This window comes from Sphaerotilus sp., from assembly GCF_041083715.1.
GTDB lineage: Bacteria > Pseudomonadota > Gammaproteobacteria > Burkholderiales > Burkholderiaceae_C > Sphaerotilus.
This window is the reverse complement of the sequence record NZ_JBFPGY010000073.1, coordinates 1-12,148: the sequence shown is the minus strand read 5'-3', so window position 1 is coordinate 12,148 and position 12,148 is coordinate 1. Positions and strand designations below refer to the sequence as shown.

The window sequence follows — 12,148 nt, the reverse complement described above, 5'->3', positions numbered from 1 at the left end:
CGCTCGAAACCGCCGACGCTGTCGCCGTCGGCATTGCTGCAATTGATGTGGCTGGCCTCGCCTGCGCTGCCGGTGGGCGGGTTCAGCTATTCGGAGGGACTGGAAGCGGCGATCGACGCCGGTCTGGTGTGCGACGAAACCGGCGTGTCACGCTGGTTGGTCGATCAGTTGCATCTGGCGCTGGCCCGCGCCGATCTGTCGGTGGTCGCCCGGGCACACGCGGCCTGGCGCCAGCGCGACACCGCACGCATCCACGAGCTCAACGACTGGGTGCGCCTGACCCGCGAGAGCAGCGAGTTCCGCCAGCAGACCGAGCAGATGGGCCGCTCGCTCGGCGCGTGGCTGGCAACGCAGGACGCGGACCTCGCGTTTCCGGACACGCGGATCGCCGAACTCGCTGCACTGAAACCGGCGCCGAGCTGGCCGGTGGCGTTCGCGCTGGCCGTGGAGCGCACCGGGGCGCCCTTGCGCGAGGCCCTGCTCGCGCACGCCTTCGGCTGGGCCGAGAACATGGTGCAGGCCGCGATCAAGGCCGTTCCGCTGGGCCAGAGTGCCGGCCAGCGCATCCTCGCCGCGCTGGTCGACGCCATTCCAGCCGAGGTCGAACACGCGCTGAGGTTGCCCGACAGCGGCCGCCAGGCGCACACGCCCATGCTCGCCATCCTCTCGGCGCAGCACGAGGCGCAGTACTCGCGGCTGTTCCGCTCGTGAACCTGCACCGCACATGACCGCGCTGCTGGGCCACCGCGCCTATGTCTTCTTCTGGTGCACCCGGCTGAGTGCGCAACTCGCCGCGCAGATGCTGATGGTGGCGCTGGGCTGGCAGATGTACGACCTGACCGGCAGCGCCTGGGACCTCGGGCTGGTGGGGCTGGCGCAATTCCTGCCGGCGCTGCTGCTGACGCTGCCGGCCGGCCATGTCGCGGACCGCCACCACCGCGGCCGGATCATGATGGTCGCCACCTTGCTGCAGGCCAGCGTGGCGCTGGCGCTGACGCTGGCGACCCACGGCGGCGGGATGACCCGGGCGCTGATCCTCGGGGTGTCGATCGTGCTCGGTGTGGCCAAGGCCTTCCAGATGCCGGCCAGCCAGGCGCTGCCAGCCCTGCTGGTGCCGCCGTCGCTGCTCGGGCAGGCCGTGGCGCTCGGCTCCAGCGGCATGCAGGTGGCGATCATCGGTGGTCCGGCGCTGGGCGGCTTTCTCTACGTGGCAGGTGCGGACGTGGTCTATGCGGTCGGCACGGGCTTCCTGCTGCTCGCCTGCGGACTGACCATGGGCATCCGCTACGACGCGCCGGCTGCCCCGCGCGAGCCGGCGAGCTGGGCCAGCGTGCTGGCCGGCGTGCACTTCCTGCGCGGGCAGCCGGTGATGCTGGGCGCGATGTCGCTGGACCTGTTCGCCGTCCTGCTCGGTGGCGCCAGCGCACTGTTGCCGATGTACGCGAAGGACATCCTGCACACCGGGCCATGGGGACTGGGACTGCTGCGCGCCGCGCCAGCCGTCGGAGCGCTGCTGGTGTCGGTGTGGCTGGCGCGCCGGCCACTGGAACACCGCGTCGGGCGCACGCTGATCGGCGCGGTGGCGGTATTCGGCCTGTGCCTGCTGGTGTTCGCGCGGTCGACCTCGTTCTGGCTGTCACTCGCGGCGCTGCTGGCCTCGGGCGGCGCCGACATGGTCAGCGTGGTGATCCGCCAGACGCTGGTGCAACTCGGCACGCCGGACGCCATGCGCGGCCGGGTCAGCGCCGTGAATTCGATCTTCATCGGGGCGAGCAACCAGCTCGGCGAGTTCGAGTCCGGGGCCACCGCCGCGCTGCTCGGGCCGGTGGGCTCGGTGCTGCTCGGCGGGGTCGGCGTTCTGCTGGTCGCCGGGCTGTGGATCCGCTGGTTCCCGGACCTGTGGCACCGCGACCGGCTGCACGCGGATCCACCGAGCTGAGACGTCAGGACACCGCCTTGGCCTTCGATGGGTCGACCGGGCATGCCATGGGAAATCCCCAGAACCGAATATCCCCGAAGTATTGCTCGATCAATATCGACGGCGGCCGCTCATCCACAGACCTGTTTTCTACCGGGCACAGGCACGGTTACTGATCCAGGTGTCGATGGCAGTTTCAGCCATGGAATATGGACCCACCTCCAAACCAGGCTCCAGCGCCGCAGCCACCCGTCTCAACCCGGCTGGATGCTGCGAAGGAAATCGAGTCCACGGCGCACCCAGTGCCCGCTGAGGCGATGAATCGCACTGGACGACCGCGCGCCGATCGAGAAGCGGCATTGCAGCAACGGTGTGCGGTGGGTGAGTTTCAGCAACAAGCGGTCGAAGGGGAAGACCTGCGGGACCGCCTCGTTGCAGGGCGGCCGATGCTGCATCACCAATGCGGTCTCGCACGCGGCCAGGTCGGGCAAGGCCACCGAGCCGAAGCTGAACGACAGACTGTCGTCCGGACCGAGACATGCCCGCCACTGGTCCGCCAGTCGGTGTTCGACCAGACATTCGTTCACATTGGGTGCGCCGCCGATGTAGAGCAGCTCCAGCATCGTGGTGGTCTTGGACAGGTCATCGAAGTGTGCCCGATAGACACAGAAGACCCCTGCCCGGCGTGGCATCAGCCCACGGTTGTATTCGCTCCAGTAGCCGGAAAACTTGATCGAGACGTCTTGTACTGCCATGAGGACGGGCACCCCTTGTCTATTCTTGATCTGAGAAAAATGTGATTCTGAATCGATGCCATCAAATCCGGCGCATCTGCATGCCCCCGGTACCGGGGAGTGTGGTGCATTTCCAGGCGAAAACGGTGCAGCAAACCTGAGGTGACGTCGTCATGGTGCAACGCGGAAAATACTGCCAGACTGGGCACAATCCAGTGATCCGTCACACCAACCTCCAGGACCAAGCCCATGCGCCGTGTCATCTTCAACCAAAAGGGGGGGGTCGGAAAATCCACCATCACCTGCAACCTGGCAGCCGTCAGCGCACAACAAGGCCTGCGCACGCTGGTGCTCGATCTGGATGCCCAGGGCAACAGCACCCGCTACCTGCTCGGCCACCAGGCCGACGGACTGACGGTGGATCTGGCGGGCTTCTTTGACCAGACGCTCAAGTTCAACCTGCATCCGCGCAGCACGGCCGAGTTCGTGGTGCCGACTCCGTTCGAGAACCTGCATCTGATGCCATCCAGCCCAGCGCTGGAGGAACTGCAGGGCAAGCTCGAATCGCGCTACAAGATCTACAAGCTGCGCGACGCGCTCGACGAGATCGCCGACCAGTACGACCGTGTCTACATCGACACACCGCCCGCGCTGAACTTCTACACGCGCTCGGCGCTGATCGCCGCCGAACGCTGCCTGGTGCCGTTCGACTGCGACGATTTCTCGCGCCGTGCGCTCTACGCGCTGCTGGAGAACGTCCAGGAGATCCAGACCGACCACAACCGCAAGCTGCAGGTCGAGGGCATCATCGTCAACCAGTTCCAGGCGCGGGCCAGTCTGCCGCGCAAGGTGGTCGCGGAGCTGATCGCGGAGGGCCTGCCGGTGCTGCAGCCCTACCTGTCGTCCACGGTCAAGGTCAAGGAATCCCACGAACAGGCACTCCCGATGGTGCATCTGGATCCGAAGCACCGCCTGACCACCGAGTACATCGCGCTGCACGACGCCCTGCGTGCGGATTGATCCGCGGGTGCCTCCAGATACTGGCGAAACTTCACGGCGGCCGGCGATCCAGACAGTACCGATCCCCCGATCCCGGTGTTTTCGCGGCGGTGCAGCGTCGTGGTGGCAGTTTCTGTCGATAGAGTGCATCAAACACCCCATCGGATATTGATATTCAGTGTCCAGTGGTCGAGAAATCAGATCGATTTCATCGCTGCACACCCATGACTGCACTGCTGTATTCGCCACATCCCTTGACGACGGGTCACCTGCGGACCACGTCCGTTCGCCGGGCCCCGATCCCTCTCACATCAGAATGGACACCCCTGGCAGCGGATCCGCCACCGAGCACGCCGCCGCCGCTCGCAGCAGCGCCCATCGCGCTGTTTCTCTACCGCCGGCCGCGCCACACGCTGCGCTGCCTACAATCGCTGGCGCGCAATCCCGAGTTTCTCGACAGCCCGCTCTACCTGTTTTGCGACGGCCCGAAAGATGCCGCCGACACGGCTGCGGTCGAAGAGGTGCGGCGCCTGGCCCATGGTCTGGCGCATGCCCGCAAGGTCATCATCGAAGCCCCGACCAACCGCGGTCTGGCCAACTCGGTGATCGCCGGCGTGACGCAGGTCGTGCAGGAACACGGGCGGGTGATCGTGGTCGAGGACGATCTGGTGCTGGCTCCGACGTTTCTGGCATTCATGAACCAATCGCTGCGCCACTACCGGGATGACCCCCTCGTGATGCAGGTGTCAGGGCACATGTACCCCGTGGACACCGGCAGCGCCAGCGATGCGGTGTTCATGCCGATGGCCTCCTCGTGGGGCTGGGCGACCTGGGAGCGGGCCTGGCGCCGCTTCGACCCGGACATGCGTGATTTCCAGACACTGGTCGAGCAGTCGGCACTGCGCCGGCAGTTCGACATCGATGGCGCCTTCCCCTACTTCTCGGTCCTGAAGCGCCAGCGCGCCGGCAAGGCCGACTCCTGGTTCATCCGCTGGTACCTGAGCCTGTTCATGCACGGCGGCATGACGCTGTACCCACGCCAGAGCCTGGTGCGCAATGAGGGCTTCGATGGCACGGGAGTGCACTGCAGCGCAGGCGGCTCGCCCTACGACGCCCCAGACGCGCTGCCCGACCAGCCGCTGACACGCATGCCCGACACCGACCATGTCGATGCCCACGCGCTGGCCCGGGTGCGCACCTTCCTGGCCGCCAGGAACACCTTCTGGCAACGGGCCAGGCGGCGTCTGCGCGCGCTCAGTGCGCCTCGTCCCAGTTGAGGCCGACCCCGACTTCCGCCAGCAAGGGCACCTTCAGCGCCGCGACACCGGCCATCAGCCGCGGGATCGCCTCGCGCGCCCACGCCAGTTCGGCCTCCGGCACCTCCAGCACCAGTTCGTCGTGGACCTGCATCACCATGCGGGTGGCGCGGCCCTCGGCGTCGAGCGCGGCCTGCACGGCGATCATCGCCAGCTTGATCAGGTCGGACGCCGTGCCCTGCATCGGCGCGTTGATGGCCTGGCGCTCCGCCGCGGCCTTGCGCGGGCCGCTGCCGCCCTGGATGTCCACCAGATAGATGCGCCGGCCGAACAGCGTCTCGACATAGCCCTGCGCACCGGCCAGCACCCGCGTCTCGTCCATGTAGCGCTTCACGCCGGGGTACCGCGCGAAGTAGCGGTCGATGTAGTCGCGCGCCGCCTTGGGCTCGATGCCCAGACTCTGCGCCAGCCCGAAGGCGCCCATGCCGTAGATCAGCCCGAAGTTGATCGTCTTGGCGTAGCGGCGCTGCTCGCTGCTGACTTCCGCCAGCGGCACGCCGAAGACCTCGGACGCCGTCGCGCGGTGCACGTCATGTCCTTCGGCGAAGGCGCGCAGCAGCGCAGGATCGTCCGACAGGTGCGCCATGATGCGCAGCTCGATCTGCGAGTAGTCGGCGCTCACCAGCCGGTGACCGGGCGGCGCGATGAAGGCCTCGCGCACGCGGCGGCCTTCGGCGGTGCGGATGGGGATGTTCTGCAGGTTCGGCTCGTTGCTCGCCAGCCGCCCCGTCACGGCCACCGCCTGTGCGTAGTTGGTGTGGATGCGGCCGGTCACCGGGTTGACCATCAGCGGCAGCTTGTCGGTGTAGGTGCTCTTGAGCTTGGCCAGCCCACGGTATTCCAGCAGGCAGGCCGGCAGCGGGTAGTCGGCGGCAAGCTCCTGCAGCACCTCTTCATCGGTGCTCGGCGCGCCGGACGCGGTCTTCTTCTTCACCGGCAGACCCTGCTTGACGAACAGGATCTCGCCGAGCTGCTTCGGGCTGCCGAGGTTGAAGGGCTGCCCGGCCAGTTCATGCGCCTTGGCTTCGAGCACGACGAGGCGCTCGGCCAGCTCCTGGCTTTGCCGCGCCAGCACGGCCGCGTCGAGCAGCACGCCATGGCGCTCCATGCGCGCCAGCACAACGGACGTGGGCATCTCGATGTGTTCGTAGACGTGGCGCATCCCGGCGTGGTCGGGCGCCGTCAGATCGGGCCACAGCGTCTGGTGGACCTGCAGCGTCATCTCGCTGTCCTCGCCGGAGTAGCGCGAGGCGCGCTCCACATCGACCTGGCTGAACGGGATCTGGTGCACGCCCTTGCCGCACAGGTCCTCATAGCTCAGCCCGCTGCGGCCGAGGTGGCGCTGGGCGAGGCTCTCCAGCCCGTGCGGCTTGTGCGCTTCGAGCACATAGCTTTCGAGCATCGTGTCGTGCCGGTAGCCGCGCACGGTGATGCCGTGGTTGGCGAGGACGTGGGTGTCGTACTTGATGTTCTGGCCGACCTTGGCCGCACCGGCATCTTCCAGCCACGGCTTGAGCAGCGCCAGCACCTCGTCCAGCGGCAACTGGGCCGGCGCGTCGGCGTAGTCGTGCGCCAGCGGGAGGTAACACGCCTCCTGCGGCCGTACCGCGAAGCTCAGGCCGACGATGCGGGCGCGCATCGGGTCGAGCGAGTCGGTCTCGGTGTCGAGCGCCACCAGCGCGGCGCTGCGGATCGTCGCCAGCCAGCCATCCAGCGCCTCGCGGGTCAGCACGGTGTCGTAGCGGCCGGTGTCGGGCAGCGCAGCCGCGGTGTCGGCCTCGGGCGGCGGGTCGGCGAACAGGTCGTCCATGTGCCCGATCGGCTTCGGCGCAGCGGCCTGCGCCGCCGCGTTGGCGACCGCCAGCAGCTCCTTCTCCAGCTCGAAGCGCCAGCTCTTGAAACCGTAGCGCACGTAGAAGTCCAGCAGCCCCGGCTTGTCGAGCGGGCGCAGCGCCAGCGTGTCCATCACCGGCCAGTCGGCGATGTGCGGCGCCAGATCGCAGTCGAGCTTCACGGTGATGAGCTGGCGGCCCATCGGCAGCCAGTCGAGCGCCTTGCGCAGGTTCTCGCCCGCCACGCCCTTGATCGACGCTGCCGCCGCCATCACGCCGTCGAGCGAGTCGTGTTCGGCCAGCCACTTCACCGCCGTCTTCGGGCCGACCTTCTCGACGCCGGGCACGTTGTCCACCGCATCGCCGATCAGCGTCAGGTAGTCGATGATCCGCTGCGGAGGCACGCCGAACTTGGCGACCACGCCAGGGATGTCCAGCGTCTCGTTGGTCATCGTGTTGATGAGCGTGACGTGTTCGTTGACGAGCTGCGCCAGGTCCTTGTCGCCGGTCGAGACCACCACGCGGTGTCCGCGCTCGACCGCCACCTTGCACAGTGTGCCGATCGCGTCATCCGCCTCGACACCCGGCACCTCCAGCACGGGCCAGCCCAGCAGCCGCACCACCTCGTGGATCGGCTCGATCTGCAGGCGCAGGTCGTCGGGCATCGGCGGGCGGTGCGCCTTGTACTGGTCGTACCACGCGTTGCGGAAGGTCGGGCCCTTGGCGTCGAAGACGCAGACCGCGTGTTCGGACGGGATCTGCTCGCGCAGGCGGCGCAGCATGTTGATCAGCCCGTAGATGGCCCCGGTCGGCGCACCTTCGGCGTTGCGCAGGTCGGGCATCGCGTGGAAGGCACGGTAGAGGTAGCTCGATCCGTCCACCAGCAGCAGCGTGGGGCGGTCGGCGGGTGCAGGAGAGGCGGCAGCGGGCATGTTCATGGCGGGATTGTCGGTGATCCCCCACAGCCTGCCACCTACAATGCAACCCTCATCCCGCCGCCTTCCCTGCCCCTACTGCTGCCCTGTTGCCGATGGCTGTTTTCACTGAAGTATCCCTCGATGCAGCCCATGCGCTCGTCGAACGTCTGGGTCTGGGATCGGTCACCGCGCTGCGCGGCATTGCCTCCGGCATCGAGAACACCAACTACTTCGTCACCACCGACCGTGACCAGCAGTGGGTGCTGACGCTGTTCGAGCGGCTGACGTTCGCGCAGCTGCCGTTCTACCTGCACCTGATGAAGCACCTGGCCGCCGCTGGCATCCCGGTGCCCGATCCGCAGGCGGATGCGACCGGCGAGATCCTGCACACCGTCTGCGGCAAGCCCGCGGCGCTGGTCAACAAGCTCTCGGGCGGCCACCAGCTCGCGCCGTCGATCTGGCACTGCCACCAGGTCGGCCAGATGCTCGCCCGCATGCACCTCGCCGGCCGCGACTACCCACGCCACCAGCCCAACCTGCGCGGGCTGGACTGGTGGATCGCGACCGTGCCGGTGGTCATGCCCTACATGGACGCCGACGCCCGCCGCCTGATCGAGGACGAACTCACCTTCCAGCGCCATGTCGCGGACACCCCCGGCTACCAAGCGCTGCCACGCGGCCCGGTGCACGCCGATCTGTTCCGGGACAACGTGATGTTCGACGGCCTGCCCGGCCACGAGAAGCTGACCGGTTTCTTCGACTTCTACTTCGCCGGCGTCGACACCTGGCTGTTCGACCTCGCGGTGTGCCTGAACGACTGGTGCATCGACCTCGACAGCGGCCGCCTCGACGAGGAACGCGCCCATGCGATGGTCGCCGCCTACGACACCGAATGCCCGATGAGCGCGGACGAGTTGCGCCTGCTGCCCGCCATGATGCGGGCCGGCGCGTTGCGCTTCTGGACCTCGCGCCTGTGGGACTTCCACCTGCCCCGCGAAGCCAGCATGCTCAAGCCGCACGACCCGACGCACTTCGAGCGCGTGCTGCGCGAGCGGATCGCCAATCCCTGGCACTGGATGCGCTGAAGCACCTCACACGATGAAGACCCCATGAAATTACGCGTCGCAACGCCGCGGGACGGCCTGCAATGGATGCTCAGCGGCGTGCAGCTGGCACGCCAGCAGACGATCGGACTGGCTGGCCTGTTCGGCATGATGATCTTCGGTCTGGCGATGTTCCTCGGCCTGCCCTGGATCGGACCGCTGCTGGTGGCCGTGCTGCTGCCGGCACTGACGGCCGGCTGGGTCGATGCGGCTGCGGCCGTGCAGGCCGGCGGTCGGCCGATGCCTTCCCACCTGATCGGCCCGCTGCGCTCGGCGGCCCGCCCGACGCTGCTGCGGCTGGGTGGCCTGAACGCGGCGGTGACCTTCGTGATGCTGCTGCTGGCCGATGTGCTCGACCCTGGCATGACCAGCGCGTGGAACATCATGCGCGACAACGACACCACGGCCGAGGCAACGCTCGACGCCATCACCGCGCTGCAGGAAGGCATGGTCCTGCGCGCCGTGCTGCTGCTGCCGGTGGCACTGACGATCTGGCATGCCCCGGTCATCATCGTGCGCACCGGTGCCAGCCTGGGCAAGGCCTTGTTCGTCAGCGCGACCGCCAGCTGGCGCAACCTCGGCGCCTTCGTGGTCTATGGCCTCTGCTGGATCCTGGCCGATCTCGTGTTGTCGCTGCTGCTCGGTGGCCTGATGGCCGCCCTCGGACTGGGACAGGCGGCGATGCTGCTCGTGCTGCCCGGCGCGATGATCTTCTCGGGCGCGTTCTACGCCTCGCTGAAGGCCAGCGTGGACGGCTGCATCGACTTCGAGGACTGACCGGACCGTCAGCCCTCGCGCACGTCCGCGACCGGCTGCGCGCCGAAGTCCGCCCGGTCCAGCCACGCCAGCACCTTGGTCGCCGCAGCCTCGGTGCTGTCGAGCAGACCCGCGTCCTTCAGTTGCACGAAGCGCAGCCGGTCCGGAAACACCGCCGGATCGCCGGCGCGCAACTGCACCTGCATGTCGGTGTCGATCACGCCCGGGGCCAGCGAAACGATGCGCGCCGGGTGCGGGTGCTGCGCCTCTTCGAGCGCCACGGCACGGGTGTAGTGGTCCATGCCGGCCTTGGCGGCGCAGTAGGCCGCGCTGCCCGCCATCGCCCGCCGGCCCAGCCCGGACGACACATTGAGCACCTTCACCGTGCCAGCCCGCCGCGCCGACCAGTCGCCGGTGCCACGCAGGAATGCGGCCGTGAGCAGCATCGGCGCTTCCAGGCCCACCCGCAATGCGTTTGACAGTTCGGCCGCACGGCTCGCACCGATCGGCCCGAGCGGCGACAGCACCCCGGCGTTGTTGAGGAGCGTGGCGCTGGCAAACACATCGGTGGGCTGCGCGGCGAGCCAGTCGGACAGCACCCGCGCCGCTGCGGGCGCGTCGGCCAGATCCAGCACCCAGGACAGGCAGCGGCTGCCATGCTGCTGCGCCCAGTCGGCCAGTCCCGCATCCGGATGGCGTGCCAGCGCGATCAGCAAACGGCCTGGTGTCTGCACCCACTGGCGGGCCATCGCCAGTCCGAGCCCCCGCGAGGCGCCCGTCAGAAGCATCAAGTGTTCAGTCATGCCACAGATTGTGGCCAAGACACGCCCCTCTGCCTAGAATCCGGCGCTGCGCCTCGGTACCCATGTGTTCCGCGGATTTTCAACGCCCTGGAGCCCCCCATGACCCACCCGCACGACGCCCGCGCCGATCGCCTGCTGCGCAATCGCCTGACGCGACGCGACACCTTGTGGGTGTTCAGCGCCAGCGTCGGCGCCTCGGTCCTGCCGGGTTGCGCGACGCCACCCGCTTCGGGGGAAGTTGCCCCGGCCGGCCTGCGCGAGGAGCAGGAGCGCCAGGTCGACACCCAGCTGGCGCCCTACCAGTTCTCGCTGGACCTGGGCGCCGTGCAGGAGGCCGAGGTGAACGCCTACCTGGGCCGCGTCAGCCAGTCGCTCCAGGAGCAGGTCCGGCGCCACGACATGCCCTACAGCGTGCGGGCACTCAATGCCCACTACGTCAACGCCTACACCTGTCCCGGCGGCGCGATCGGCGTGACCCGCGGCCTCCTGGTCGAGTTGCAGGACGAATCCGAACTGGCCGCCCTGCTCGGCCAGGAACTCGGCCACGTCAACGCACGCCATGTCGCCCAACGCCAGGGGCAGGCCATGGTGGCCCAGGTCGCGATGGCCTCGCTGACCGTGGCGGGTCAGGACGCGAACTGGTCGCCGCTGCTCGGCCTGGGCAGCCAGATCGGCGCCAGCGCGCTGCTGGCCAACTATTCGCGCGACCAGGAGCACCAGGCCGACGCACTGGGCCTGGAATACCTCGTCGGCGCCGGCTACCCCGCCACCGGCATGACCCAGCTCCACGCACGGCTGGTCAGCCAGCACAAGGCCCAGCCGGGTATGCTCGAAACCATGTTCGCCTCCCACCCCATGAGCAACGAGCGCCTGGCCACCGCCCGCGAAGCCGCCGAAACACGCTACGCCGGCAGCCTGAAGGCGCCGCGCCAGCGCGAACGCTACATGGACAGCACCGCCAGCCTGCGCCGCCTCCGCCCGGCCATCGAGGCCTGCAAGAACGGCGAACTCGCCATGGGCCGCCAGGCGTTGTCCGAAGCGCAGGGTCAGTTCGTCCAGGCACTCCGGCTGGCACCACGCGACTACGCCGCCAATCTGCGCATGGCCCAGTGCCTGCAGGCGCAGGGCCAGCCGCGCGAGGCCCTGCGCTACGCCAACGCAGCCCGCAGCCTCTATCCGCAGGAAGCACAGGCACACAAGCTCGGTGCCTCGCTGCACCTGGCCCTGCACAACCCAGGCGCAGCGTTCAACGCGCTGGAGCAATTCGACCGCGTGCTGCCAGGCGATCCGGGCGTGCTGTTCATGAAGGCCTATGCGCTCGACGGCATGGGCCAGGGCCGCCGCGCCGCCGAGCACTATGCCCAGTTCCTGCAAGTCCACCACCAGGGCGAGGCCGCCCAGTTCTCCGTCAACCGCCTGCGGGCCATGGGCCATGCCATCCAGTGAATCTCCCCATCGGCTGGGCACCGGACGCATCGTCGCCCTGCTGCTCGTCGGCACGCTGACCTTCCTTGTGCTCGCGCTGGCGGCACCCTGGGTCTGGCAGACCTTGCGAAGCCGCACCGCGCCAGCCACGCTGGCTGCAGCGCCATCGACCGGACTGCCCTGGCAGATCGAGCGCCGTCCCGATGGCGGCAGCATGGTCTTCGGCCTCGACCTCGGCCACGGCACGCTGCAGCAGGTCGCCACGCGCTGGCCCGACGAGAAGCTGGAACTGGCCCTCGTGCGCGATCCGCAAGGCAGCTTCACGCTGGAGGGCTACCTGGAGAG

General features: G+C 68.3%; 11 protein-coding genes. 8 read left to right on the top strand and 3 right to left on the bottom strand.

Annotated features, from left to right (window positions below; genetic code table 11):
- Positions 1–18: 18 nt before the first annotated feature.
- The gene (locus tag AB3X43_RS03590) at positions 19–711 is read left to right on the top strand and encodes an urease accessory protein UreF (protein ID WP_473965055.1); all 693 of its coding nucleotides are present in this window, start codon (positions 19–21) and stop codon (positions 709–711) included.
- A 13-nt stretch (positions 712–724) separates the two neighbouring features.
- Complete coding sequence (locus AB3X43_RS03585; protein WP_369428512.1) at positions 725–1,939, top strand: MFS transporter; 1,215 nt, start codon at positions 725–727, stop codon at positions 1,937–1,939.
- Between the two features lie 233 nt (positions 1,940–2,172).
- Here AB3X43_RS03585 and AB3X43_RS03580 read toward each other — a convergent pair whose 3' ends face one another.
- Positions 2,173–2,673, bottom strand: coding sequence for a hypothetical protein (locus tag AB3X43_RS03580; protein WP_369428511.1), 501 nt, complete (start codon positions 2,671–2,673; stop codon positions 2,173–2,175).
- A gap of 228 nt (positions 2,674–2,901) precedes the next feature.
- Here AB3X43_RS03580 and AB3X43_RS03575 point away from each other — a divergent pair, with 228 nt between their 5' ends.
- Both AB3X43_RS03575 and AB3X43_RS03570 read left to right on the top strand, forming a co-directional pair.
- Positions 2,902–3,672: a ParA family protein gene (locus tag AB3X43_RS03575; RefSeq protein WP_369428510.1), complete on the top strand. Its 771-nt coding sequence runs from the start codon at positions 2,902–2,904 to the stop codon at positions 3,670–3,672.
- 203 nt (positions 3,673–3,875) lie between these two features.
- On the top strand, positions 3,876–4,928 hold the full coding sequence (locus AB3X43_RS03570) for a glycosyltransferase family 2 protein (RefSeq protein ID WP_369428509.1): 1,053 nt from the start codon (positions 3,876–3,878) through the stop codon (positions 4,926–4,928).
- On the opposite strand, the gene polA is transcribed toward AB3X43_RS03570, so the two are convergent.
- Positions 4,906–7,737 carry a DNA polymerase I gene (polA, locus tag AB3X43_RS03565; RefSeq protein ID WP_369428508.1) on the bottom strand — a complete coding sequence of 944 codons (2,832 nt, stop codon included), beginning with the start codon at positions 7,735–7,737 and terminating at the stop codon, positions 4,906–4,908. The two genes, AB3X43_RS03570 and polA, sit on opposite strands and share 23 nt — an antisense overlap.
- Before the next feature lie 92 nt (positions 7,738–7,829).
- Between polA and AB3X43_RS03560 the strand changes: the two genes are divergently transcribed.
- Both AB3X43_RS03560 and AB3X43_RS03555 read left to right on the top strand, forming a co-directional pair.
- Positions 7,830–8,801: a homoserine kinase gene (locus AB3X43_RS03560; RefSeq protein ID WP_369428507.1), complete on the top strand. Its 972-nt coding sequence runs from the start codon at positions 7,830–7,832 to the stop codon at positions 8,799–8,801.
- Positions 8,802–8,825: 24 nt separating this feature from the next.
- Positions 8,826–9,596, top strand: coding sequence for a BPSS1780 family membrane protein (locus tag AB3X43_RS03555; protein ID WP_369428506.1), 771 nt, complete (start codon positions 8,826–8,828; stop codon positions 9,594–9,596).
- Positions 9,597–9,604: 8 nt separating this feature from the next.
- On the opposite strand, the gene AB3X43_RS03550 is transcribed toward AB3X43_RS03555, so the two are convergent.
- Positions 9,605–10,378: an SDR family NAD(P)-dependent oxidoreductase gene (locus AB3X43_RS03550; RefSeq protein WP_369428505.1), complete on the bottom strand. Its 774-nt coding sequence runs from the start codon at positions 10,376–10,378 to the stop codon at positions 9,605–9,607.
- Between the two features lie 99 nt (positions 10,379–10,477).
- Here AB3X43_RS03550 and AB3X43_RS03545 point away from each other — a divergent pair, with 99 nt between their 5' ends.
- Both AB3X43_RS03545 and AB3X43_RS03540 read left to right on the top strand, forming a co-directional pair.
- Positions 10,478–11,824 (top strand): M48 family metalloprotease, encoded by a 1,347-nt coding sequence (locus AB3X43_RS03545; protein WP_369428504.1) that lies wholly within the window; start codon positions 10,478–10,480, stop codon positions 11,822–11,824.
- Positions 11,811–12,148 (top strand): hypothetical protein (locus AB3X43_RS03540; protein WP_369428503.1); only part of this gene is annotated, 338 nt, incomplete at its 3' end. The genes AB3X43_RS03545 and AB3X43_RS03540, both read left to right, overlap by 14 nt.

Coding starts and splice junctions, on each gene's coding strand:
- polA (WP_369428508.1), bottom strand. CDS start 7,737: ATGAACATGCCCGCTGCCGCCTCTCCTGCACCCGCCGACCGCCCCACG.
- AB3X43_RS03555 (WP_369428506.1), top strand. CDS start 8,826: ATGAAATTACGCGTCGCAACGCCGCGGGACGGCCTGCAATGGATGCTC.
- AB3X43_RS03545 (WP_369428504.1), top strand. CDS start 10,478: ATGACCCACCCGCACGACGCCCGCGCCGATCGCCTGCTGCGCAATCGC.
- AB3X43_RS03550 (WP_369428505.1), bottom strand. CDS start 10,378: ATGACTGAACACTTGATGCTTCTGACGGGCGCCTCGCGGGGGCTCGGA.
- AB3X43_RS03560 (WP_369428507.1), top strand. CDS start 7,830: ATGGCTGTTTTCACTGAAGTATCCCTCGATGCAGCCCATGCGCTCGTC.
- AB3X43_RS03570 (WP_369428509.1), top strand. CDS start 3,876: ATGACTGCACTGCTGTATTCGCCACATCCCTTGACGACGGGTCACCTG.
- AB3X43_RS03585 (WP_369428512.1), top strand. CDS start 725: ATGACCGCGCTGCTGGGCCACCGCGCCTATGTCTTCTTCTGGTGCACC.
- AB3X43_RS03580 (WP_369428511.1), bottom strand. CDS start 2,673: ATGGCAGTACAAGACGTCTCGATCAAGTTTTCCGGCTACTGGAGCGAA.
- AB3X43_RS03575 (WP_369428510.1), top strand. CDS start 2,902: ATGCGCCGTGTCATCTTCAACCAAAAGGGGGGGGTCGGAAAATCCACC.